At 23.3% G+C, this 23,978-nt stretch carries 27 protein-coding genes and 3 tRNA genes; 14 read left to right on the top strand and 16 right to left on the bottom strand.

Features of this window, described 5'->3' with window-relative positions; translation table 11 throughout:
• The first annotated feature begins 19 nt into the window (after window positions 1-19).
• Both rpiA and zapA read left to right on the top strand, forming a co-directional pair.
• A complete protein-coding gene (gene rpiA, locus EAO23_RS01345) occupies window positions 20-676 on the top strand; it encodes a ribose-5-phosphate isomerase RpiA (RefSeq protein ID WP_158349141.1) in 657 nt (218 codons plus the stop codon).
• 92 nt (window positions 677-768) lie between these two features.
• Window positions 769-1,062 (top strand): cell division protein ZapA, encoded by a 294-nt coding sequence (gene zapA, locus EAO23_RS01340; protein WP_158349140.1) that lies wholly within the window; start codon window positions 769-771, stop codon window positions 1,060-1,062.
• 47 nt (window positions 1,063-1,109) lie between these two features.
• On the opposite strand, the gene EAO23_RS01335 is transcribed toward zapA, so the two are convergent.
• The 5 genes from EAO23_RS01335 to alaS all read right to left on the bottom strand — a co-directional run bounded on the left by EAO23_RS01335 (window position 1,110) and on the right by alaS (window position 5,205).
• Complete coding sequence (locus EAO23_RS01335; RefSeq protein ID WP_231996016.1) at window positions 1,110-1,841, bottom strand: 16S rRNA (uracil(1498)-N(3))-methyltransferase; 732 nt, start codon at window positions 1,839-1,841, stop codon at window positions 1,110-1,112.
• Between the two features lie 95 nt (window positions 1,842-1,936).
• Window positions 1,937-2,010, bottom strand: a tRNA-Arg gene (locus EAO23_RS01330).
• Window positions 2,011-2,028: 18 nt separating this feature from the next.
• Window positions 2,029-2,115: transfer RNA gene (locus tag EAO23_RS01325), tRNA-Ser, on the bottom strand.
• 161 nt (window positions 2,116-2,276) lie between these two features.
• On the bottom strand, window positions 2,277-2,456 hold the full coding sequence (gene csrA / locus EAO23_RS01320; RefSeq protein WP_158349138.1) for a carbon storage regulator CsrA: 180 nt from the start codon (window positions 2,454-2,456) through the stop codon (window positions 2,277-2,279).
• Window positions 2,457-2,568: 112 nt separating this feature from the next.
• A complete protein-coding gene (gene alaS, locus EAO23_RS01315; RefSeq protein WP_158349137.1) occupies window positions 2,569-5,205 on the bottom strand; it encodes an alanine--tRNA ligase in 2,637 nt (878 codons plus the stop codon).
• Between the two features lie 253 nt (window positions 5,206-5,458).
• On the opposite strand from alaS, the gene EAO23_RS02070 reads away from it, so the two are divergent.
• The 3 genes from EAO23_RS02070 to EAO23_RS01305 all read left to right on the top strand — a co-directional run bounded on the left by EAO23_RS02070 (window position 5,459) and on the right by EAO23_RS01305 (window position 6,873).
• The gene (locus tag EAO23_RS02070; protein WP_231996015.1) at window positions 5,459-5,644 is read left to right on the top strand and encodes a S4 domain-containing protein; all 186 of its coding nucleotides are present in this window, start codon (window positions 5,459-5,461) and stop codon (window positions 5,642-5,644) included.
• Window positions 5,635-6,426, top strand: a complete 792-nt coding sequence (locus EAO23_RS01310; RefSeq protein ID WP_331850911.1) for an RluA family pseudouridine synthase — start codon at window positions 5,635-5,637, stop codon at window positions 6,424-6,426. Before EAO23_RS02070 ends, EAO23_RS01310 begins: the two co-directional genes overlap by 10 nt.
• Before the next feature lie 153 nt (window positions 6,427-6,579).
• Entirely contained in the window at window positions 6,580-6,873 is a 294-nt protein-coding gene (locus EAO23_RS01305) for a helix-turn-helix domain-containing protein (protein ID WP_158349136.1), read from the top strand.
• Between the two features lie 102 nt (window positions 6,874-6,975).
• On the opposite strand, the gene aroQ is transcribed toward EAO23_RS01305, so the two are convergent.
• Window positions 6,976-7,428, bottom strand: coding sequence for a type II 3-dehydroquinate dehydratase (gene aroQ / locus EAO23_RS01300; protein WP_158349135.1), 453 nt, complete (start codon window positions 7,426-7,428; stop codon window positions 6,976-6,978).
• A gap of 234 nt (window positions 7,429-7,662) precedes the next feature.
• Between aroQ and tldD the strand changes: the two genes are divergently transcribed.
• Window positions 7,663-9,114: a metalloprotease TldD gene (tldD, locus tag EAO23_RS01295; RefSeq protein WP_158349134.1), complete on the top strand. Its 1,452-nt coding sequence runs from the start codon at window positions 7,663-7,665 to the stop codon at window positions 9,112-9,114.
• A 107-nt stretch (window positions 9,115-9,221) separates the two neighbouring features.
• On the opposite strand, the gene rplS is transcribed toward tldD, so the two are convergent.
• The 6 genes from rplS to EAO23_RS01265 form a co-directional block, all read right to left on the bottom strand.
• A complete protein-coding gene (rplS, locus tag EAO23_RS01290; RefSeq protein ID WP_158349133.1) occupies window positions 9,222-9,581 on the bottom strand; it encodes a 50S ribosomal protein L19 in 360 nt (119 codons plus the stop codon).
• Window positions 9,582-9,604: 23 nt separating this feature from the next.
• Window positions 9,605-10,324 carry a tRNA (guanosine(37)-N1)-methyltransferase TrmD gene (gene trmD, locus EAO23_RS01285; RefSeq protein ID WP_158349132.1) on the bottom strand — a complete coding sequence of 240 codons (720 nt, stop codon included), beginning with the start codon at window positions 10,322-10,324 and terminating at the stop codon, window positions 9,605-9,607.
• A gap of 37 nt (window positions 10,325-10,361) precedes the next feature.
• The gene (gene rimM / locus EAO23_RS01280) at window positions 10,362-10,856 is read right to left on the bottom strand and encodes a ribosome maturation factor RimM (protein ID WP_158349131.1); all 495 of its coding nucleotides are present in this window, start codon (window positions 10,854-10,856) and stop codon (window positions 10,362-10,364) included.
• A gap of 36 nt (window positions 10,857-10,892) precedes the next feature.
• The gene (gene rpsP, locus EAO23_RS01275) at window positions 10,893-11,141 is read right to left on the bottom strand and encodes a 30S ribosomal protein S16 (RefSeq protein ID WP_158349130.1); all 249 of its coding nucleotides are present in this window, start codon (window positions 11,139-11,141) and stop codon (window positions 10,893-10,895) included.
• 64 nt (window positions 11,142-11,205) lie between these two features.
• Window positions 11,206-12,558: a signal recognition particle protein gene (gene ffh, locus EAO23_RS01270; RefSeq protein ID WP_158349129.1), complete on the bottom strand. Its 1,353-nt coding sequence runs from the start codon at window positions 12,556-12,558 to the stop codon at window positions 11,206-11,208.
• A 76-nt stretch (window positions 12,559-12,634) separates the two neighbouring features.
• Window positions 12,635-13,801 (bottom strand): prephenate dehydratase domain-containing protein, encoded by a 1,167-nt coding sequence (locus EAO23_RS01265; protein ID WP_158349128.1) that lies wholly within the window; start codon window positions 13,799-13,801, stop codon window positions 12,635-12,637.
• A gap of 157 nt (window positions 13,802-13,958) precedes the next feature.
• Here EAO23_RS01265 and rplM point away from each other — a divergent pair, with 157 nt between their 5' ends.
• Together rplM and rpsI are read left to right on the top strand one after the other, a co-directional pair.
• A complete protein-coding gene (gene rplM, locus EAO23_RS01260) occupies window positions 13,959-14,387 on the top strand; it encodes a 50S ribosomal protein L13 (RefSeq protein WP_172575452.1) in 429 nt (142 codons plus the stop codon).
• A 31-nt stretch (window positions 14,388-14,418) separates the two neighbouring features.
• Window positions 14,419-14,811, top strand: a complete 393-nt coding sequence (gene rpsI / locus EAO23_RS01255; protein WP_158349126.1) for a 30S ribosomal protein S9 — start codon at window positions 14,419-14,421, stop codon at window positions 14,809-14,811.
• A gap of 134 nt (window positions 14,812-14,945) precedes the next feature.
• Here the strand turns inward: rpsI and cgtA are convergent, their stop codons facing one another.
• The 4 genes from cgtA to EAO23_RS01235 all read right to left on the bottom strand — a co-directional run bounded on the left by cgtA (window position 14,946) and on the right by EAO23_RS01235 (window position 17,426).
• Window positions 14,946-15,950 carry an Obg family GTPase CgtA gene (gene cgtA, locus EAO23_RS01250; RefSeq protein WP_158349125.1) on the bottom strand — a complete coding sequence of 335 codons (1,005 nt, stop codon included), beginning with the start codon at window positions 15,948-15,950 and terminating at the stop codon, window positions 14,946-14,948.
• A gap of 79 nt (window positions 15,951-16,029) precedes the next feature.
• A complete protein-coding gene (gene rpmA, locus EAO23_RS01245) occupies window positions 16,030-16,293 on the bottom strand; it encodes a 50S ribosomal protein L27 (protein WP_158349124.1) in 264 nt (87 codons plus the stop codon).
• Window positions 16,294-16,312: 19 nt separating this feature from the next.
• Window positions 16,313-16,633 carry a 50S ribosomal protein L21 gene (gene rplU / locus EAO23_RS01240; RefSeq protein WP_158349123.1) on the bottom strand — a complete coding sequence of 107 codons (321 nt, stop codon included), beginning with the start codon at window positions 16,631-16,633 and terminating at the stop codon, window positions 16,313-16,315.
• 541 nt (window positions 16,634-17,174) lie between these two features.
• Window positions 17,175-17,426, bottom strand: coding sequence for a BolA/IbaG family iron-sulfur metabolism protein (locus tag EAO23_RS01235; protein WP_158349122.1), 252 nt, complete (start codon window positions 17,424-17,426; stop codon window positions 17,175-17,177).
• 401 nt (window positions 17,427-17,827) lie between these two features.
• Between EAO23_RS01235 and greA the strand changes: the two genes are divergently transcribed.
• The 6 genes from greA (at window position 17,828) to nusA (ending at window position 23,690) form a co-directional block, all read left to right on the top strand.
• Window positions 17,828-18,307 (top strand): transcription elongation factor GreA, encoded by a 480-nt coding sequence (greA, locus tag EAO23_RS01230; protein ID WP_197713302.1) that lies wholly within the window; start codon window positions 17,828-17,830, stop codon window positions 18,305-18,307.
• 179 nt (window positions 18,308-18,486) lie between these two features.
• Complete coding sequence (locus tag EAO23_RS01225; protein WP_158349121.1) at window positions 18,487-19,116, top strand: RlmE family RNA methyltransferase; 630 nt, start codon at window positions 18,487-18,489, stop codon at window positions 19,114-19,116.
• Between the two features lie 52 nt (window positions 19,117-19,168).
• Complete coding sequence (gene ftsH, locus EAO23_RS01220) at window positions 19,169-20,992, top strand: ATP-dependent zinc metalloprotease FtsH (RefSeq protein WP_158349267.1); 1,824 nt, start codon at window positions 19,169-19,171, stop codon at window positions 20,990-20,992.
• 487 nt (window positions 20,993-21,479) lie between these two features.
• Window positions 21,480-21,728 (top strand): preprotein translocase subunit SecG, encoded by a 249-nt coding sequence (secG, locus tag EAO23_RS02090; protein WP_158349120.1) that lies wholly within the window; start codon window positions 21,480-21,482, stop codon window positions 21,726-21,728.
• A 99-nt stretch (window positions 21,729-21,827) separates the two neighbouring features.
• Window positions 21,828-21,916, top strand: a tRNA-Leu gene (locus tag EAO23_RS01210).
• Window positions 21,917-22,202: 286 nt separating this feature from the next.
• Window positions 22,203-23,690 (top strand): transcription termination factor NusA, encoded by a 1,488-nt coding sequence (gene nusA / locus EAO23_RS01205; protein ID WP_158349119.1) that lies wholly within the window; start codon window positions 22,203-22,205, stop codon window positions 23,688-23,690.
• Window positions 23,691-23,978: the final 288 nt, after the last annotated feature.

Genomic DNA, 23,978 nt, shown 5'->3' with positions numbered 1-23,978 from the left:
AATGTATTATGGAGAATATATGTCTGATACGTTAAAAAAGTCTGTTGCGCAATATGCTTTGTCATATATTCCTAAAAATTCTATTATTGGTATTGGGTCTGGTTCAACGGTACGGTTTTTCATTGAGGCATTATCTACAATATCTCACCTAATTAAAGGAGCGGTATCTAGTTCGTCAGTTTCAGATAATCTATTAAAAATTTTTAATATTCCTATATTTAATTTAAATGAATTAGAAGATTTAGCGATTTATATTGATAGTGCTGATCAAGTAAATTCTACATTTGAAATGATTAAAGGAGGAGGGGGGGCTTTGACAAGAGAAAAGATTATAGCATCCGCTTCAAAAAAATTTTTATGTATTGTAGATCAATCTAAGTATGTAAATAAATTTAATAATTATCCGATTCCTATTGAAGTAATACCTATGGCGTTAAAGTATGTATCTCGAGAAATAAAAAAATTAGGAGGTATTCCAAAATATAGAAAAAATTTTATTACTGATAATGGCAATCATATTATTGATGTATATGATTTAAATATTTTTTATTCGATTGACTTAGAATTTCAAATAAAGAATATTCCTGGAGTTGTAGAAGTAGGATTGTTCTGTTTTAGAAAAGCTGATGTACTATTAATTAGTGATTCTAATGGAGTTAAAGAATTTTATTTATAATTAAAATTTTATAAATATGTTTTTAAAAATTAAGTTATTAGGAATAAAAGGTATACTATATTTTTTAATTAATTATTTATTGAGAACAGTTTATGTCATTAAAATCTATTGATATAGAAGTTTTTGGGCGTTGTATACGTGTAAATTGTCCAGATAAAAATTCTTCAGATTTATATTATATAGCAAATATTTTAAATGAACGTTTAGAGGAATTAAAAGGAAAAACGGGTGTATCGAATATTGAGCAGTTAATTTTTATTACTGCGTTAAATCTATGTTATGAATTAGAAGTAGAAAAACAAAAATCAATGCATTGTGTTAAACATTTAAAATCAAGAATGATGATTTTAAATGAAATGATGAATTCGGCATTACCTAAAGAATAATTTTTACATTTCAGAAGAGTTATATATTTTTATGGATTTATAATTTTTTATTTTATATCTCCAAAGTATATCTGTAATGCAGTTATTGCAGCAATACCAGCTGTTTCTGTTCTTAAAGTTCTAGGCCCTAGTGATATATTTAAAAAATTTCTTTTCTTAATATATTCAACCTCGCTATTTGAAAATCCTTTTTCGGATCCTATTAAAATGTAGATATCCTTATCTTTATAAGGAATATTGCATATTTTTTTTTTTGCATTAACAGTAAAAATAATTTTATTTGATTTTTTTGGAATAGATTTGTACCATTGACTGATTGTAGACGGTTGATTTAATTTTGGTAAAATGTTTCTTTGAGATTGCGCGCAGGCAGAAATAATTATTTTTTTCCAATGATGAATTTTTTTAGTAACGTTTTTTTTTAATTCTTGGTTGGAATATTTATTTTTTTGAAAAATAGGAGTTATAGTATGTACTCCTAATTCTACTGATTTTTCAATTGTAATATTCATTTTTTTAGAAATTATTTGACCTAAATGAATATTGATTGGAGATTCGTTATTTTTTTTTTTTTTTTTTATAATTTTAACAATAATATTTTTTTTTTTCATTTCTATTATTTTAGAGATAAAAATATAATTAGTATTATTAAATAAATGAATAATATTATCTATTTTTAATCTAAGAACATTCATGCAATAATGTATAGTATTTTTTTTAAGTTTTATTATTGTATTAATATTGATTATTTGGTTGTAATAAATTCTAGGGATATACACAATTTCATACCTGAAATATATTAAAAAATTTTATTTTTTATTTTTAAAAAGTTTTACTATGATATATAGTAAATTTTTATAAATAATATTATTTATGCATCCGGAAGGATTCGAACCTCCAACCTCTCGGTTCGTAGCCGAGTGCTCTATCCAACTAAGCTACGGATGCATAAATAATATTATTTTATGGTGAGAGAGGGATTTGAACCCTCGATGCATATAAATACATACTCCTTTAGCAGGGGAGCGCCTTAAACCGCTCGGCCATCTCACCTATTGAATATTTTTAATATTTTTTCAAATTACTTAATATAATTATATTATAGATTTTATGCAATAAGTCAAATAAAATTTTAAAAATTAAATAATTAAAATTTTTAGTAAACGTTACTGTATTTTGTTGACATACAAAATACAGTATTTATTTTTATATTTTTATGTAATTTTTTTTTTTTCTAATTGTATTCTTTTATATATTTCTTCTCGGTGTACAGATATTGATTTAGGTGCATTAACACCAACACGAATTTGATTTCCTTTAATTCCTAATATTGTTACTGTTATTTCATCGCCGATTATCAATGTTTCGCCAATTCGACGAGTTAAAATAAGCATTCCCGTGATTCCTTTTTTTTTAAGTTTAAAAATATAATTTAATTACATAATAATATTTTTTAATAAAAAATTCATAAATTTTTATTGCGTTTTTATAATTTATTATTATTTATTATTTTATTTTTTTTAAAATTATATCTTTTATTTTTTTTAATTCTTGTATTGAAATATTATTTTTAATAATTCTTCCTTCTACTATATTTTTTTTTCCTCCTCCTTTTCCAGGTAAGACCAGAAAGAGTATTTTTGCTATTTCTAACGCATGTATGTTATTAATAACATTATGGCTAACACTAATTAAAAATGTTATTTTTGGAGCATCAGTATTAATTAGAATTATGATTGCTGAATTTATTTTTTTTTGAATAATATCAGAAATTATTCTAAGGTGTATATGTTTAATATTTGATATTGTTTGAATAATTAGAAGTATTTTATTGTAAGTTTTTGCTGTTTTTAATAAATTATTAGCAATATATTGAATATTTTTTTTTTTTATTTCTTCATTTTCTTTTTTTATTTTTTCAATTTTTTTAAATAGTTTTTTGATAGAGTGATAAGTATTTTCTTTGTTTGTTTTGAATAGCTGATTGATTTTTTTTTCTTTTTTTATCATATCATATAAATAGTTTATAACCTTTATTCCAGTTATTGCAATAATTCGTTTTATTTTTTTTCCAATATTTTTACAAGATATAATTTTAAAACTCCCGATTTGACCAGTATCTGTATGGTGAGTTCCTGTACATAATTCAATAGAAAAATTATTAATTTCAATTAAACGGACTGTTTTTTTATATTTTTTAGAGAACAAATATTCTGCATTATATTTTTTAGCTTTTTGAAAGGATGTAGTAATTGTATTGATTGGAATATTTTTTTGAATTTTTTTATTTATAATAATATCTAAATCATTAATAATTTTTTCGGTGATATCTTGATGACAACTAAAATCGAATCTTAATTGATGTTCGTTTATTAATGATCCTTTTTGTACTATTTTAGAGTTAAAGATTTTTTTTAATGCTGCATGTAGTAAATGTGTACTTGTATGATTAGATTGTATCATTCTTCTTTTTTTAATATTTATTTTAGCTGTTACAATATCTTTAATATTTATCGTCCCAGTTTTCATAAATCCGATATGTGCAATATAATCTTTATATTTTTGAGTATCTTGAACAATAAATGTTCCGTTTTTATTTTTTATTTCCCCTGAATCCCCTATTTGACCACTAGATTCACCATAAAAAGGTGTGATATTTAAGATAATAATCCCTATAGAATTATCTAATAATTTAGACTGACTTGAGTTATTATGAATTATTTGAACAACTTTTGATTTTCTGATATATTCTCTATATCCATCAAAAATAGATTTTTTTGTTATGAATATTAAAGATGAATTTTTTTTTACTTTTTTTTTATTTTTTATTTTTTGTTTCTTTTGATTAGATTTTATAATTTTATTTAATTTATTTGAGTCAATGAATATTTTTTTTTCTTTACAGATATCTTTAGTTATTTCAATGGGTAAACCGAATGTTTCGTATAAATAAAAAATTTTTTTTTCACATAATTGATTATTTTTTATTTTTTTGATTATTTTTTTTAATTTCTTCATTCCATTTTTTATGGTAAAATGAAATTGTCTTTCTTCATTAAGTAAGATATTTTTTATATTATTTATTTTTCGAGAAATATTAAATTCTATATTTATATTTTTCATACTATTAATAATAGTTTTTGATAATTTATAAAAAAATGGATTGCGTATTCCCATAAAATACCCGTGACTTAGAGCACGTCGTATTATTCTCCTTAATACATAACTTCTTCCTTCATTTCCAGGTAATATTCCTTCAGAAATTAAACATACAGTTGTTCTTATATGATCGGCAATAATTCTTAATGCAATATTATTTTTTTTTTTAATATTTATTTTTTTTTGTATAGATGCTATTAATTTTAAAAAGTTATCAGTTTTATAGCTAGAACTAACATTCTGTAAAATTATGGAAATACGTTCTAACCCCATTCCTGTATCTACTGATAAGATAGGTAATGGAATTAATTTATTAGATTTAGTTTGGTTAAATTGCATGAATACTAGATTCCATATTTCTATACAATGTTTTTGTAAATCTTTATTATTTTTTATTATTTTATTTTTTTTATTTTTTTTTCTTGTATCATAAAAAATTTCTGTACAAGGTCCACATGGACCTGAATCCCCCATTTTCCAGAAATTATCAGAATTATACTTAACATTATCATGATCATGTATTTCGATTAAATGATTGGATTGAATTTTAATAATATTTAACCAAGTATTTTTTGTTTCTTGATCACAGTAATAGTATGTAATCCAAATTTTATCTTTAGATAATCCCAACCATTTTTTATGAGTTAAAAACTCCCATGCATATTGGATAGCTTTTTCTTTAAAATATTCCCCGAAACTAAAATTTCCTAACATTTCAAATAATGTATGATGATAAGGTGCATATCCTACTTTCTCAAAGTCGTCATGTTTTCCACCTGTTCGAATGCAATATTGAGAACTAGCATAAGATATCGGACGAATTTTTTTATATCCTAAATATATGTCTTTAAATTGATTCATACCAGCATTTGTAAACAACAAGGTATCATCGTTTTTAGGAATTAAAGAACTACTCGAAACAACATGGTGTTTTTTTTCTTTAAAAAATTTTAAAAACATAGTTCGAATTTCATCAGTTTTCATATATTTAAAGTACTCTTAAATAGTATTAAAAAATATCATAATGATATATGTAAATATTATAATATATTTTATAAAAAAATATTAATATATATAAAATGAATATTTTATTATTTTTTTTAAATTTTAATTTTTTATATGTAAAATTTGATATTTCTGTTAAAATATTTTATTAAAAGTTAAATGATAAAATGTTTATTATAATGAATTATTTTTTATTTTGAATAAATAAATTTTTAAATCCAATGAGTATAATATGTATTATTTTAAAAAAATGAGTTTTGTAGTTTCAAGATTAATTCATAAAAATTCTCGATTAGACATAATTTTAACAAAATTTATTTCTACAGTGTCTCGTTCATATATTAAAAAAATGATTTTACTAGGATATGTTTCAGTTAATAATGTTATAATTAAAATTCCAAAAAAAAAATTTTTTTAAAAGATTTAATATCTGTTTCTATAAAGAAACAATTAAATTTTATTTCTATTCATAAAGAAAATATACCATTAGATATTTTTTTTGAGGATTCAGAAATATTGATAGTGAATAAACCTAGTAATTTTGTAGTTCACCCCGGATATGGAAATATCTCTGGAACGTTATTTAACGCTATACTTTATCATTACCCAAATAATATGAAGCTTCCAAGAGCCGGAATTGTTCATCGATTAGATAAAAATACTACAGGATTATTGTTAATTAGCAAGACTATTTTTTCATATCAATATTGTATAAAATTATTTAAAAAACGTCAGGTTATAAAAGAATATGACGTAATTGTGATTGGTCGTATGGAGGAAAATGGAGAAATTAATAGTCCTATTAAAAGAAATATGTTTAATCGTACTAAAATGGCTATTAATTCAGGAGGAAAAGAAGCAATTACTCAATATAAGATCATAGTGAGATTTAATCACTACACATATATTCGGGTACGTACAAAGACTGGTCGTATGCATCAGATTAGAGTACATTTTTCATCTATCTGTCATCCTGTATTAGGGGACAGTGTATATTCTAGAGGTATACAACCAAAAGTTTTTAATTTTTCAAATAAGTTATTAAAAATATTTTTAGATTTTTCTCGTCCGGCACTTCATGCTAGAATGTTAAAATTTTCTCATCCTATCACTCGAATACAAAGAATTTGGATAGTCTCACCACCAATAGATATGATTATATTAATTAATTCGTTATATATAGAAGACATGAATCCATGAAATAAAAAATAGAATGTCTAAATTTTAAAATATATACTTATCTGGTATAATAATTTTATGAATTTTTTTTCATTAATTTTCCTGCAAGCAAACAAAAATTCTTTGTATTTTTATTTTAATCGTTTTTTATATTAATAAAATTAAGTAAATTTTATGTTAAGTAGAAAAAAATCTAGTCCATTTATTGTATCAAACTTGATTAATAAAGAAATTTCATATATTCCGTTAACTGACTATATTAGAATTGCTTTAAAAAATTTTTTTTTAATCGTTATTAAAAAAAAAGAAAATAATTTATATCAAATGTTTTTATCTGAAATAGAGAAACCGTTGTTTGATAGTATCATGCAATATACTAGAGGGAATCAAACGAAAGCAGCGTTAATTTTAGGAATTAGTCGAGGTACATTACGAAAAAAGTTAAGTATTTATTATAAAAATAAATAAATTAAAATAAATTTTATTAATCTAGCAATAAATTTTATTTTTTAAAAGATTTTTATAGGAAAATTTATAAACTTTTGCAAATATTACTATCTTAATATACAGTTATTTTTTTGTTAAAATGTTAACTGCTGTACGTAATGCCCAAATATATCCATCTGAACCAAATCCAGATATAATTCCATTTGATATGTCGGATAACCAGGAATGTGATCTAAAATTTTCTCTAGAAAATATATTGGAGATATGGATTTCAAAAAATGGAATTCTTACTGCTAAAAATGCATCTCGCATAGATATGCTAGTATGTGCAAATGCACCGGGATTTATTATTATGAATTGTATCCCTGCTTTTCTACTTTCTTGTATTTTTTCTACTAACTTGTGTTCTGCGTTAGATTGGAAATGAAATATTTTAGTATTTAATTGGTTAGCTTTTTTTTTTATTATTTTTATGATTTTCTGTAAGGTTTCTTTTCCATATATTGAAGGTTCACGTTCGCCTAATAAATTTAGATTAGGTCCGTTTATTAGAAGGATTTTAAGTTTCTGATTCATATATTTTCCTTTTTATGAATATGTTTTTATAAATGAATTAATAAGATTTATGTATAATAACATTTAATAAATCAATTATGTAGTTTTTATAAAAATATTTTAATAAAATATATATAAAATTATGTATTCTTTTGACAGATAGTTTAAATTCAAATTAAGAATTTTTTTTAAAACATAATATTTATATTATATAATAATATTTTATTAATTAATGATTTAAAGAGATTAATTTTAATGAAAAATATTAAAAAGAATTTTTTATTTAATAAATATGATTTTAATGAAAATGATATTTTTTTTTTACTAAATATTATGTCAGATAGTCAAGTAGATTTTGGAGATATTTATTTTCAATCTAAACAACAAGAGGTATGGATTTTAGATAATAAAATAATTAAAAAAGGAACTTATTTTTTTGATGAAGGAGTAGGAATTAGAATAGTTAAAAATTTTTCTACTAGTTTTTCTTATACTAATTCTATTAAATTAGAAAATTTAATTAATTGTACAAACTCTGTATGCAGCATGCTTCCTTCAAAATCAAATCGTATTTTTAAAAAAAACTTATCTATAAAGAATAATTCATATTTTTACACTAATATTAATTCAATAAAAAAATATTCTGTTGAAAAAAAAATTTATATTTTAAATACCATTGATTGCATAGCAAGAAAACAAGATGTTCGAGTGATTGATGTGTACGCAACACTTACCTGTGAATATGAAGAGATAGTAGTTGGTTCTACAGATAATGACTTTATTTCAAAAGATATTCGCCCATTGATTAATGTTACTATTTGCGTGATTGTTGAGCAAAATAGTAATCGTGAAAAAGGTTATAGCGGAGGAGGAGGTAGGCTTAAATTTGATGATCTTATAAAAAAAAAAATAAATAGTGAAAAATTAATAGATTTTTGGGCAAAAGAGGCAGTTCGTATTGCTTTAGTTGCTCTATCAGCAAAATTATCCCCGGCTGGTTTATTTCCGGTAGTTTTAGGATCAGGATGGCCAGGAATTGTTTTTCATGAAGCTGTTGGACATGGCTTGGAAGGAGATTTTATTCGAAAAGAAACATCTATTTTTTCTAAAAAAATAGGTCAAGAAGTTGCTTCTAACCTATGTACTATTGTAGATGATGGAACGTTAATTGATTGTAGAGGATCAATTAATATTGATGATGAAGGAACATCGAGTCAATATAATATTTTAATAAAAAATGGAATTTTAAAGTCTTTTTTACAAGATAAGTTAAATGCTCATTTAATGCATCAAAAAAGCACAGGAAATGGACGTAGAGAGTCATACGCATGCCTCCCTATCCCACGTATGACTAATACATATTTACTACCCGGAATAGATAAACGTGAAGATATTATTTTAAGTGTAGAGGAAGGTATTTATGCAGTTAATTTTAGTGGTGGTCAGGTAGATATTACTTCAGGAAATTTTGTTTTTTCTACTTCTGAAGCATATATGATTAAAAATGGTAAAATTATCTATCCTATTAAAGGAGCTACACTTATAGGATCTGGAATTGATGTAATGAAATCTATTTCTATGGTCGGAAATGATTTATGTATGGATAGCGGTTTAGGTATTTGTGGAAAAGATGGACAAAATGTTCCTGTTAGTGTTGGTCAGCCTACAATTAAGATTAATAAATTAACAATAGGTGGAATATCTTAAGATATTTTAAAATATTTTGTGCAGTCAATTGGGATTTCTGACTGCATAATTTATCTCACTATTATAATAATAAATTTTATTTTTAATATTTTTTAAGTATAATGTAATTATATTGATGAATGTAATAATTTTTCCTTAATTCTAGCTGATTTACCTATACGCGTACGTAAATAATATAGTTTTGCTCGTCGGACTAATCCTTTTTTTAAAATTTTTATTTCATGTATATTTGGAGAATGTATTAAGAATTTTCTTTCTATTCCTTCTCCATTAGAGATTTTTCGAACAGTAAAAGATGAATTTAGATTTCTGTTTCTTTTTGCTATAACTATTCCTTCAAAAGATTGAATTCTTCTTTTACTACCTTCAGAAATCCATATTTTTATAATGACTGAATCACCGGATCTAAAGTTAGGAATATCTTTTTTTTTATATTCATTTTCAATAAGTTGGATATAATTATTCATGATCAATATACCTATTAATGTATTTATTTTTGAAAAAAATTTTTTTTATTTAACTTTTTATAATTAATCAGCATTTTTGGTTTTTTTAATTGAGTATTTTTTATTGCATGTTTTAATCTCCATTGTTTAATTTTTTTGTGATTCCCTGATAGTAGAATTGATGGAACTGAAAAATTATTTATTTTTTTAGGACGAGTATAATTTGGATAATCTAGTAACCCGTTTATGAATGAATCTTCATGCAATGATTGTTTATTATTTAAAACACCTGGAATAGATCGTGTAATAGTATCTATAAAAATCATTGCAGGTAATTCTCCTCCAGTTAGTATATAATCACCAATAGACCATTCTTCATCAACCTGGCTCTTTATAAACCGTTCATCGATTCCTTTGTATCGACCACAAATAAATATTAAATGTTTTTTCTTAATAAATCGTTTGATTTGTTGATAATTTAATAATTTTCCTTGAGGAGATAAATATATTACTTTACTTTTTTTATTTAGTGATTTTTTTGCTGCTTGAACTGCTTTGAATAGTGGTAAAAACATAATTATCATACCGGAACCACCGCCATATACTTTATCATCTACCGTTCCTTTTTTATTAGTGCTATATTTTCTTAAATTAAAAATATTAATATTAATAATTTTTTTTTGGATAGCTTTTTTTATAATCCCGTATTGAAAGATTGTGTCAAACATATTTGGAAAAATAGTAATAATACTAAATTGTATCATTTTTAATCTTACTTTTAAGTTGTATGTTTATTTTAAATCAAACCCATTTAGAAATGATAATTTTTTTACTTATATTTATTTTTTTAATAAAATTAGGTTGTATGAAAGGTATATATATAGTTTTATTTTTTTCTTTATACCAAACCTCTAAAATATTGTATACTCGGTTTTCAAGAATATTAATAATTGGTCCGATTATTTTTTTTTTTAGGTTAAATATTGTACATTTTTTAATATCTTTCCAGTAATAATTTTTATTTCCTAGTTGAGGCAATTGGTCATTTTTAATGAAAATATTTTTATTTGCAAATTTATAAGCCTGTGTTCTAGTATGTATATTTTTAAATTGTATAATGAAATTTTTTATATGTAATTTGTATTTTATTACATCGCTTTTTTTAATTTTTATATTTATTTTTTCTATATTCCACGGGAAGTATTTGAAAATATTTTCTTTTAATTCAGTAAAAGAAATAACGTGAATCCATCCTAAAATTCCATATGGATTACCAATTTTTCCGATGATAATCATAATGATTATAAAGTAATAATGTAATTTGATTATTAATTATTTTTTTTTTTGATATGCAAGTAATAAATTTTTTACTGTATTTGATGTTTTAGCTCCTCTTTTTAACCAATATTTCACTCTATCATCATAAAAATGAACTCTTATTTCCTTTTTTTGAGCAAAAGGATTAAAGTATCCAACGCGCTCAATGAATTTTCCATCACGGGGGGATCTTACGTCTGATATTACTATTTTATAGAATGGTTTTTTCTTAACTCCGTGTCGAGCTAGTTTTATTTTTATCATGGTTATTCCTTTTGATTTAATTATTTTAATAATTTATATGTTTGGTATCTATATTTTATATGTTTTATTTTAATTTTATTAGATAATCTTTAATATTTTCAAATATTTTATTTCTTTTATTTTTTTTAATTTGTTTCATAATTCGTTTCATTTGTTCAAATTTTTTTAAGTAATTATTTATATCCTGTATTGTATTCCCTGAACCATTGGATATTCTTATTTTTCTAGAAGCTTTTATAATAGAGGGGAATTTTTTTTCTTTTTCTGTCATAGAGTTAATCATAGCTTCGATTTTAATAAATGATGTTTCGTTTATATCATTCAAGATCAGATTAGAGGGGATTATATTTTTTGGTAATTTTTTAATTAATGTATTAATGCTTCCTATTTTTTTTATTTGTTTTATTTGTGTTAAAAAATCATTTAAATTAAAATTATTTCCTTTTTTAGTAGTTTTTGTTAATTTATATAATTCTTTATCTTTTATTTTATTTTTTATATCTTTTATTAAAGATAGCACATCCCCCATCCCTAAAATTCTTTTTGCAATCCTTTTTGGATGAAAAATTTGTAAATCATAAATTTTTTCTCCGGTTCCTATATATTTGATAGGCTGATTTGTAAGTTCTCTAATAGATAAAGCGACTCCTCCTCTAGTATCACTATCTAGTTTAGTTAAAATAATTCCTGATAATTTAAATTTTTTATTAAATTTTTTGATGCTATGTACAGCATCCTGTCCAATCATAGAATCTACAACAAATAATGTTTCTTCTGGTTTTATATGATTTTGTATTTTTTTTAATTCTTTTATTTTTAATTGATCTGTATGCAATCGTCCAGCAGTATCAATTAATAATACATCATAATTCTTTTTTTTTGCTTCTTTAACAGCCATTTCTGCTATTTTAATAGTTTTTTGAGTGACTTGCGATGGAAAAAATATTGCTTTTGTTTGTAGAATTAGTTTTTTTAATTGAAGAATAGCTGCTGGTCGGTAGATGTCTATAGAAACAACTAATACTTTTTTTTTATATTTTTCTGCTAACAGATAAGCTAATTTTCCTACACTTGTTGTTTTCCCAGCTCCTTGCTGACCTATAATAGTACAGATAGTTAATTTATTAGGTAATAAATTTAAGGGATTATGTTTTTCCCCCATAATTTTAATTAGTTCTTTTAGAACAATTTTTATTAAATTTTGACTTGGGCTAAAATTTTTATTGATATGACTGTTAGAAATTTTTATTTTAATTTGTTTAAGAAATTTTTTAATTACTATTAAAGAAACGTCTGCTTCTAATAACGCTATTTTTACTTGATTTAAAGTTTCTTTAATGGTTTTTTTTTTTAAGTATCCCTGATATGAGATTTTTTCAAAAATATCAGAAATTTTTTTTGTTAAGTTATTAAACATCAATTTAATTAAATACCTTTATCAGTAATATTATTTGCGATACATAATTTTTACACGTATTATTTAGTATATATATTTATTCTTCTATCTTATTGAGGGGATTATTATATTTTTCTATTGCATAACAACCAAGTATTTTTATTTTTTCTGCATATTTTTTTATTCGATGCAATGTATCTTTGATGATCTGGGAAAATATGTTTCCTTGAATTTCTGTAAAATATATTTTGTTTTTTTTATTTTTTTCATATTTCTGATGGATCATTTTTATCAGATTAATATTCATGTTTTTAAATATTTTTAATATTTCTTGATGATTTTTTTTACTATCACTAATTTTTAGTAGCATAGTTATTTTAGTTGAAACATTATTTAAATTTTTTTTTTGTTTTTTAGATATCAGTATAAATCTTGTTACATTATTTTTTTTATTAGATAAATTTATAGCTATTTTTTTTAAATTATAAAAAGATCCCCCAATTGAGTTTCCAATTACGACTGTGTTTTTTTTTCTTTCTAAAGATAAACGTTTCATTGCTTCAGAAGTGCTGTTAAAATAATGTTTTTTCCATTCTGGAAATTTTTCTAAAAAAATACTACATTGTTTAAAGGGTTGTGTGTGGCTATATATATTTTCAATATCACAAAAAAAACATTTTTTAATAGATAATAATTGATGCTGAATTTTTAGATATGTTTCTCCAATAATGTATATTTTGTCTTGTTCTTTTAGTATATCATATACTTCAGGAATAATACCTGATATGCTATTTTCAAGAGGTAGTAACGCAAATTGACAGTCATTATTATTTATAGCATGGATAATTGATGAAAAATTAGGATATTCATTTGCTAAAAAGTTTTTTTTATGTTTTTTAATAAAGGAATTATAAGCTATGTATGAATAAGAACCGATGGGCCCTAAATATGCGCAGTGATATTCTTTTTGATTTAAAATTATTTTTTTTTTATTAAATTCCTGAATTTTGATAGAATTTTTAACAATCAGATTAAATAACTGTTCTATAAATAATGGATCGATTTTATTGATTTCACTATATTTTTTTAAATTTTTAAATAATTCTATTTCACGAGTTTTATCACGTACATTAAATTTATGAAATATTTTATATCTTAAAATATCTAAAGATATAGATTCTCGACTTGATAATAATTTTATTATTTTATAATCAATTTTATTTATTTTGCTTCTTAATAAGTATAATATTTTTTTTTTATTCATTTAATTAACACCGAGATTTAATTTTTAATATCAAGTATTATATACTATGTATATTGTTTTTAATATGAAATTAATTTTTGAATAAATAAAATAATTTTTCACATTTTAATAATTAAGAATATTTTTCTTGATATAACCATATATTGGATCATTTATTATGAAAAGTTTTTCAGCTAATGTAAATAAAATTTCTAAATTTTGGTATTTGGTTGACGGAACAAATAAAATTTTAGGTCGTTTTGCAACAGAAATAGCAACACGATTACGTGGGAAACATAAACCAGAATATACCCCTCATATTGATATTGGTGATTATATCATAGTTATAAATGCATCGAAAATAATTGTTACTGGAAAAAAGGAAATTAATAAATTTTATTATCATCATACAGGATATGTAGGAGGGATAAAAAAATATACTTTTCAACATATGATGTTAAATTATCCAGAACGTATAATTACTAAAGCAGTAAAAGGCATGCTACCTAAAGGTTCTCTTGGTCGATTAATTTTGAAAAAATTAAAGGTATTTCCATCAAATGAACATAATTTAACAGCACAAAAACCCGTTTTTTTAGATATTTAAAATATATGAATAAAAAAGGTTAATACTATTTATGTCTGTATACATTAATTATGGTACTGGTCGTCGTAAAAGTTCTTCTGCTCGTGTTTTTTTACGAAAAGGAGAAGGAAACATTATTGTCAATAAACGTCCTTTAAAAGAGTATTTTGGAAGAAAAACATCGTATATGATTGTTCAGCAACCACTAAATACGATAAAGATGTTATTTTTTTTTGATTTTTATATTACAGTTAAGGGAGGAGGGATATCTAGTCAAGCAGGGGCTATCCGTCAAGGAATAACTCGAGCATTAATAGAATATGATAGTACGTTACGGGAAAGTTTACGAAAAGAAGGTTTTGTTACTCGTGATTCAAGAAAAGTAGAACGTAAAAAATTCGGTCTTCGTAAATCTAGAAAAAAACCTCAATTTTCTAAAAGATAAGATTTTACAACGTGAGAATCCCGGTTTCCAATCATCCGGGTTTCTTTATATAAGAAATATTTTTATATTTTTTAATATTTTAAATATTATCATCTAATTAATTAGTGACAGTATCTTTTTATTTTAATTTTTATTTACTTTGAATATAAATACTGAGCGATATCTTGAGATAATTTTTTTACCCCAATTTTTTTTTGAGCTGAAATAAAATAACATTTCTGATGATTTGATATTTTTTTTTTTATATAAATTAATGTTTTAGAAAAATTTTTTTTTGTTAATAAATCAATTTTATTAAAAATTAACCAGCGAGGTTTATTAAATAAAGATTGATTAAATTTTTTTAATTCTTTTAATAAAATATATCTCATTTTATTAATATTTTTTTTTTTTATTTTTGTAATGTCTATTACATGTAATAATAATCTACAACGAGATAAATGTTTTAAAAAATTTATTCCTAATCCTATTCCAGATGCTGCTCCTTTTATTAGTCCTGGTATATCAGCGATAATAAAATCTTTTTTTTTGATTTTAACTGTTCCTAATACTGGATGTATTGTACTAAAAGGATAGTTTTTTATATTAGTTTTTGCATTGGACACTGAGCTAGTTAGAGTAGATTTACCGGAATTAGGTAAACCTAGCGTTCCAACATCTGCTATTAATATTAACTCTAATCTAAGAATTTTATATTCTCCAAATTTTCCATTGGTTTTTTTTCTTGGCGTTTGGTTAATAGATGATTTAAATTTTGAGTTCCCAGATCCATGTTTTCCACCTTTTGCTATCAAGATTTTTTGATTTTTTTGAGTAATATCAGCTATTATTTCATGTGATTCAGAATTTGTAATTCTAGTACCTATTGGTACTCGCACAAAAAAATCCTTTCCTTTTTTTCCAGAGCTATTAGATCCTGATCCATTTTTCCCATTCTGAGCATGAAATATTTTTTTTATTCTATAATCTGTTAACGAATTTATATTTAAATCAGCTATGATCCAAACATCACCTCCATCACCTCCATTTCCTCCATCTGGACCCCCTTTTGGAATAAATTTTTCTCTTCTGAAACTTATACATCCATCCCCCCCTCGACCAGCAGATACATGAATTGTAGCTAAATCAATAAATTTCATTTTTTCTTCTTTTTTAATATATTTGTAAAACGATATATATCGTTGTTTTTAACAATAAATCATGGTTAGAATAAATTCTTTATTTTTTATTACTAATTACATTAACAAAAATCTTATTTAGTAAACCTTTTTTTTTAAATTTTACTGTTCCGGTAGAAATAGCAAACAAAGTATAATCTTTTCCACATTTTACATTATTACCAGGATGAAATTTTGTTCCTCTTTGTTTAATTAAAATATTTCCTGGAAAAACTTTTTCTCCTCCATATTTTTTTACTCCTAACCTTTTTGAATGAGAATCTCTTCCGTTTCTAGAAGAACCACCAGCTTTTTTATGTGCCATTTTTTTTCCTTTTAATTTATTATTTTAGAGGATATATTATATTTTTTATAACTATATCTGTATAATCTTGTCTATGACCTAAAGTTTTTTGATAATGTTTACGACGATTAAATTTTATAATTTTTATTTTTTTTGTTTTTCCATGTTTGTATATTAATCCTTCTACAAGAAAATTTTCTAGTACTGGTTTCCCAATGGAAATTTTTCCATTATTAGATGATAATATTATTTTTTGAAAAATTATTTTTTCTCCTATTTTAGCGTTAATTTTTTCTAATCTAATTATTTTTCCTAATGTTGCTTTGTATTGTTTATTTCTATCTAAAAATACAGTATACATAGTATATTTCTCAAAATATTTTGGAGTTTAAAAGATCTATTAATAGAATTATTAATATTTTTATATTTATAAAAACAAAATTTTTTATATATATTTTATATAATACTATTATACTTTTTTAATGAAATGGGTGCAATTATTTTATCAGAATTGGTTTTATAAAGTTTTATTTTTAAAATATATATTTTAAATTTTTTTCTATCTTTAATTTTATTAACTAATTTTATCAAAAATACAATATATTCATATATGAGTATGCATAGAATATTTTATATAAAGATAATTTTTATTATGAACATATATAGTATTTGCAGATTTTATTATTAATAAGATTTTATATTATATAATATAATAATTATTTATCAGATGTTAAATTTTTATTGAGATATGTATGTAATGTTTAATGATAGTTAAATAACTTTAAAAAATTGATATTTTAAAAATAACTGATGTTTATAAAACAGATTTATTGATCTTGTATATAATATCTTTTTTTTAAATACATTTTCTTTATTTTAATCATATATGTGTTATATCTATTCTAGATTAATGTAACTTTTTTATTTTTCCATTCTTTTTGTGTATATGCATGTATTTTAATTGCATGGATTGTTTTTTTTAAAAAAAAGGGTAGTAAGATTTTATAAATATTTTTTTGTCTTTCAAATGAGTTCATTCCTAAAAAAAAATCTCCTATAGCTGAAATAATTATATTTTTTTCATTTTTAATGATTAATACTTTATTTAAATTGAATTTTTTCTTAATTAATTTTTTGATTTTTTCAATATTCATATGACTGACCTTTTATTTTTACAAAATAAATAAATAAATGAAAAAAAAATATTTTTAGTTAATATGTAATATTATTTTAGTTATGATCGTGTACATTAAAATAACTAAGTTATTTTTTTAAATTAGAATTTTAAATTTACTAAATGATGTTATTTAAAACAATTTTTATTTTAAAATTAAAATTATATATATATTTAATATATTAATATTACTTCTTTAATTAATAAAATAATATATATGTATAAATTATATGATGTATTATATTATATATTTTAACATAGTATATAGTTATATATCATTTATATTTTATTTTGAGCTGTATTGTTCACAATCGTTAATATAATTAACAAAATTAATAGAAAATTAATTTTTCTTTTTTCTAGAATAAAGGAGCTCAGAGATTGTTAAATAAAGTTCCAATGACATTACGAGGTTTTAATAAATTAAAATCTGAATTAAAAAAATTAAAAAATAAGACAAGACCTAGTATTGTGCAGGCAATTGCTAGTGCTCGTCAATTAGGAGATTTAAAGGAAAATGCAGAGTATCATGCAGCTCGTGAAGAGCAAGGGTTTTGTGAAAACAGGATATGTGAAATTGAAAAAAAATTATTATATGCTCAAATTATTGATGTTACAAAAATACCATTTAAGGGAGTTGTTATTTTTGGATCTACAGTAACAATCTTACAAATATGTACAAATAATATTTTTGTATATACTATTGTAGGTGATGATGAAGCTAATTGTAAAGAATTTTCTATTTCTATTCATTCTCCTATGTCTAGAGCGTTAATTGGAAAAAAAGAACATGATATGATATTAGTTAAAACTCCTAAAGGTTTAGTGAAATATTTAATTAAAAAAATTGAATATATTTAAGATTATATTTTTTAAATAGATTATATGAATTTTAAAGTTATGTTTATTGAAATATATAGATAAACCTCTTAGTAACTCAATAGTTTTATTATATGACATACTTTTAAGAAATATTTTGTTTAAATATTATCAATATAAAATTTACAATATTTTTATATTTTTTAATGTTAATTAATCTTATGATATTTAGAAAAAAAATAAATAGCTCAAAAAGCTGGTTACAGCGATATTTTAAAGACCCGTACATCAAAGAAAGAAATAGAAAAAATTTAAGATCTAGGGCTTGGTTTAAATTAAAGGAAATTAATGAATTAGAGAAAGTTTTTAAAAAAAACATGAATGTTATTGACTTAGGATCAAATCCTGGCGGTTGGTCTGAATATGTTCGTCAGAAAATTGGAAAATTAGGAATAATTCTTGCATGTGATATTTCTCCTATGCGTGCTTTAGATGGTGTAATTTTTTTTCATGGTGATATCACTCAAACTGATACTCTAAAAAAATTTTTTTTAATTATTAAAAAATATTCTTGGAATGTAGTGATGTCTGATATGTCGCCTAATATTAGTGGTTGTTCTATTGTAGATAATATGAATATGTTTAAATTAAGCGATATTGTGTTAGATATTTCTATTCAAGTTTTATCAAAAACAGGGTATTTAATAATTAAATTATTTCAAGGTTATGGTTTTGATGAATACATAAGTAAGATATATGATCTATTTTCGTTGGTAAAAATTTATAAACCGCGTTCTTCGCGGGATAATTCTCGAGAAGTATATATTATAGCTAGCAGATGTAAAATATAATTATTTTTTACTTGAAAAAAAAATGTAAAGAGAGGTTGTTTTTTTGAATAATATGATTAAAAATTTGATTTTTTGGTTTTTTATCACCGTTATATTAGCTACATCACTTCAAGATTTAAATATTTATAACATTAATAAAAATCAAGTCAATTATTCTTCTTTTTTAAAAGAAGTGAATCAAAATAAAATTCGTGATACCTATATTAGCGGAAGAAAAGTAGTTGTAACTAGAAAAGATATGACACAATATACAATTTATCTTCCTATTAAAGATCCTCGGTTGATAGATACGTTAGTAAAGAAAAATATTAAGGTTACCGGCGCTATTTCAGAAGAGCATAGTATTTTTATTTCTTTTTTTACTTCCTGGTCTCCAGTATATATTTTAGAGGTCGCGTTTATTTTTTTTATCATAAAAATTCAAAATGGTAATGGTAAAAATTTATCTTTATTTGGAAAAAGTAAAGCTAAAATGTTGTTTAAAAATAATATTAAAACCACTTTTTTAGATGTAGCTGGTTGCAAGGAAGCCAAGGAAGAGATGTCTGAATTAGTAGAATATTTAAAAAAACCAAAAAGATTTAAAAAATTAGGAGGAAAAATTCCTAAGGGAATATTACTGGTAGGTCCCCCTGGGACAGGAAAGACGCTGTTAGCTAAAGCAATAGCCGGTGAAGCTAATGTTCCATTTTTTACAATTTCTGGTTCTGATTTTGTTGAAATATTTGTAGGTGTAGGTGCATCTCGTGTAAGGAATATGTTTAGAAATGCTAGAAAAAATGCTCCTTGTATAATTTTTATTGATGAAATTGATGCAGTAGGTCGTCAAAGGGGAGTTGGTTTAGGAGGAGGTAACGATGAACGTGAACAAACTCTTAATCAAATTTTAGTTGAAATGGACGGATTTGAAGGAAATAAAGGAATAATTTTAATTGCAGCAACTAATCGGCCCGATGTACTAGACCCTGCCTTATTACGTCCAGGGAGGTTTGATAGACAAATTGTAGTCCCACTTCCTGATATTAAAGGTCGAGAAGAAATTTTAAAGATTCATATGCGTAAAGTTCCAATTTCTTCTGATGTAATTCCAATTATACTTGCTAGAGGTACGCCGGGTTTTTCTGGTGCTGATTTAGCTAATTTAGTAAATGAATCAGCTCTTTTAGCTGCTCGTTGTGGAAAAAAAGTAGTATCTATGTTAGATTTTGAAAATTCTAAAGATAAAATTATTATGGGTTCCGAGAGAACGTCCGTTGTAATGACAGAAAAACAAAAAGAATCTATTGCATATCATGAATCTGGTCATGTGATTGTTGGTAGGTTAGTCCCAGATCATGATCCTGTCCACAAAGCAACCATCATTCCTAGAGGACAGTCTTTAGGGGTTACTTTATTTTTACCTACTAATGATATATTTAATTTAAATCGTGAAAAATTAGAAAGTCAGATTTCAGTACTTTATGGTGGAAGATTAGCTGAAGAAATTATCTATGGATATGAACAAGTATCTACTGGAGCATGTAATGATATAAAAGTAGCTACTGACTTAGCTAGAAGAATGGTTACAAAGTGGGGTTTTTCTGAAAAATTAGGCCCAATATTATATACTGAAAATGGTAATGAAGTTTTTTTAGGAAAATCTTTTTCTAAATCAAAATATATTTCAAATGAAACTGCTCGGATTATTGATGAAGAGATAAAATCATTAATTGAAATCAATTACCAACGTGCAAAAAGTATTTTACTTGATAATATTGATATTTTAAATGCAATGAAAGATGCTTTAATTAAATACGAAACTATTGATTCTTCTCAAATTGATGACTTAATGTCTAGAAAAAAAGTTCGTGATCCTGAAGGATGGGATAATAATTAAATAGTCCTTTTAATAATCTTGATTTGTAAAGAGAATATTTATGATTTTATAATTAAAGTTTGTATGATATTAAAAATGATTAGTTATATTTTATAAGGATTATAAAATTATTTAAAAATATTTATTATTATCAATGTTATACGATTATTAATCAATGATATCTATATTTTATATGATAGGTATCATTGGCGTTTAATTAATTTTTATAAAAATCTTTTATTATTATTTATATTATTTAATTTATACTTAAAAATAAAAAAATGTAAAACTTACTATTTTATATAATAAAGATAAACAAGAAAATTTATTTATTTTAAGATGTATTTAAATGGTATTTATATACTATTTTAATTAGTATATACTTTTCTTATCATATATATAAGATTTATATATGTTTTATTTTGTTTTTTAATGGTATTAATAGTTTATATAAAATTAATTTTTAATTTGCTGTATTTATAACTTAGTATAATATACGGTGCCAGCCATGTATTTTTTTTTATTAACAGTTTTTATTTCTATATCTTTATTATTAATTGTTATAATTATATTTCAATCTAATATAGGTAATGATTTATCAACTACAACAAGTGACTATTCTTCTCAGTTATTTACTGAAAATTCGAAAAGTGATGTGATTACGTATACAATATTTTTTCTTTTAATTTTTTTATTTATAATGAGTATTATTTTATGCAAATATAGTAATCTTACTGTTTTTAATTGGAACGTATAATTTTTAGTATAATAATTTTATTTTTATAGTTTTTTTTTATTTAATTATTTTAATTAATTGATTATACTATTGATTATAGAGCAAATATAATATAGCTTTACCGAAGTGGTGGAATAGGTAGACACACTGTCTTGAGGAGGCAGTACTTAATTTTAATAAGTATACGGGTTCAAATCCCGTCTTCGGTAGGATACTATATTTATTTTTTTCTTTCTTTTTTTTGATTTTTTTATATACCTGTATAAGCATCAAAACAGTGATTTAATATTTCAACCCCGAAATTTTCGGGGTTTTTTGTTATAACATATTTATAAATATATCGTATTATTTAATAATATTTATAATAAAATATTTAATATTTTAAAAAAATTAATTTTCTATTTAAAAATATTTTTTTTGTTAATTAATAAAATTTTTTTTGAAAAAATTTTTTATTTGGTTGAGTATATCCATTTTAATTTAAGGATAACTGATATGAACAAAGAAATATTATCTGTAGTAGATGCTGTTTCGCATGAAAAATCTATTCCGAGAGAAAAAATTTTTGAAGCATTAGAAAGTGCTTTGGCAATTGCAACTAAAAAAAAATATAATCAAGATATTAATATTAGAGTATGTATTAATCGAAGCGACGGAAGCTTTAATACATATCGTAGATGGTTAGTGGTAAATATTGTTTCTAATCCAACCAAGGAAATTACATTAGAAGCTGCTCGTTTTGAAAATAGTAATATACAATTATATGATTATATAGAAGATCGTATTGATTCTGTTACTTTTGATCGTATTGCTACTCAAATAGCAAAGCAGGTTATTATACAAAAAGTTAGAGAAGCTGAACGCGAAATGCTGATTCATCAATTTTATCAGAAAAAAGGTCGAATTGTTGTAGGTATTGTTAAAAAAATTAATAGAGAATCTGTTATTTTAGATGTTGGAAGTAGTTTAGAAGGTATCATAATGCGCGAGGACATGCTTCCTAGAGAAAATTTTAGGGTGAATGATAGAGTTCGAGGTATATTATATAATATTTCTAGTGAAAAAAAAGGATCTCAATTGTTTATTAGTCGATCTAAATCAGATATGTTAATTGAACTATTTCGAATCGAAGTTCCTGAAATTGGAGAAAATTTAATAGAAATTAAAGCTATTGCTCGTGATCCAGGATCAAGATCAAAAATAGCAGTCACTACATACGATGGTAGAATTGATCCAGTTGGTGCTTGCGTAGGAATGAGAGGAGCGCGTGTTCAAGCTGTTTCTAATGAACTATGTGGAGAGCGTATTGATATTATTTTGTGGGATAAAAATCCAGAAAAATTTGTAATTAATTCTATGGCTCCAGCTGAAGTTTCATCAATTGTTCTAGATAATTGTAATCATACAATTAACGTGGCTGTTGAATCATGTAACTTAGCTCAAGCAATTGGCAGAAATGGACAAAATGTTCGGTTAGCATCACAATTAACTGGTTGGGAATTAAATGTCATGACATCTGATTCTTTATTACAAAATAAAAAATTAGGAAAAAATAATTTATTTTATATTTTTAAGAAAAAGTTTAATCTAAAAGAGGAAGATATTTCATTATTAATACATTCAGGATTTTCTTCTATTCAATCTATTGCAGATGCTTCATTAACACAACTATTATCTGTAAGAGGAATGAATACAGATTTAATTATTAACATACAAAAAAAAGCTATATTTATTTTGAAAGATCATCAAGAAAAATCAGTACAAATATTTCGAAAAAATTATTTAGATTCTGAATTATCTCATTTAAAAAATATTGATGAAGAGTTACTTCAAAAATTAATAGAAAAAAAAATATATACCTTAGAACATCTTGCTGAACAGAGTATTGAAGATTTAAATGATATTTCTATACTAACGTCTACTCAAGCAGGGAAATTAATTATGGAAGCTCGCAATATTTGTTGGTTTAATGATACTAAATAAATTAGAGTAAAATATGAGAAACATAACAGATATCATTATTAAAATCTTAAACAGTATAAAAGAATTTTTAGAGAATTTTTTTAATATGTGTTAGAAAAAAAAATAAAATTTATTAGTAATAACTATTTATTTATAAATAAAACGTCTATTTTAGACGATATTGTTTTTAAAATAATATTTTTATTATTTTAAATTAAATCTATATATAATTACAAAAAATTATTTAATAACTAGTTTTTATTTAATTAATGAAATTGTAAAAATAAAAGAGATTATTTTTAATATTGT

This window comes from Buchnera aphidicola (Cinara strobi) (assembly GCF_900560745.1).
Lineage (GTDB): Bacteria > Pseudomonadota > Gammaproteobacteria > Enterobacterales > Enterobacteriaceae > Buchnera_F > Buchnera_F aphidicola_AJ.
This window is presented reverse-complemented; position numbering and strand designations above follow the sequence as displayed.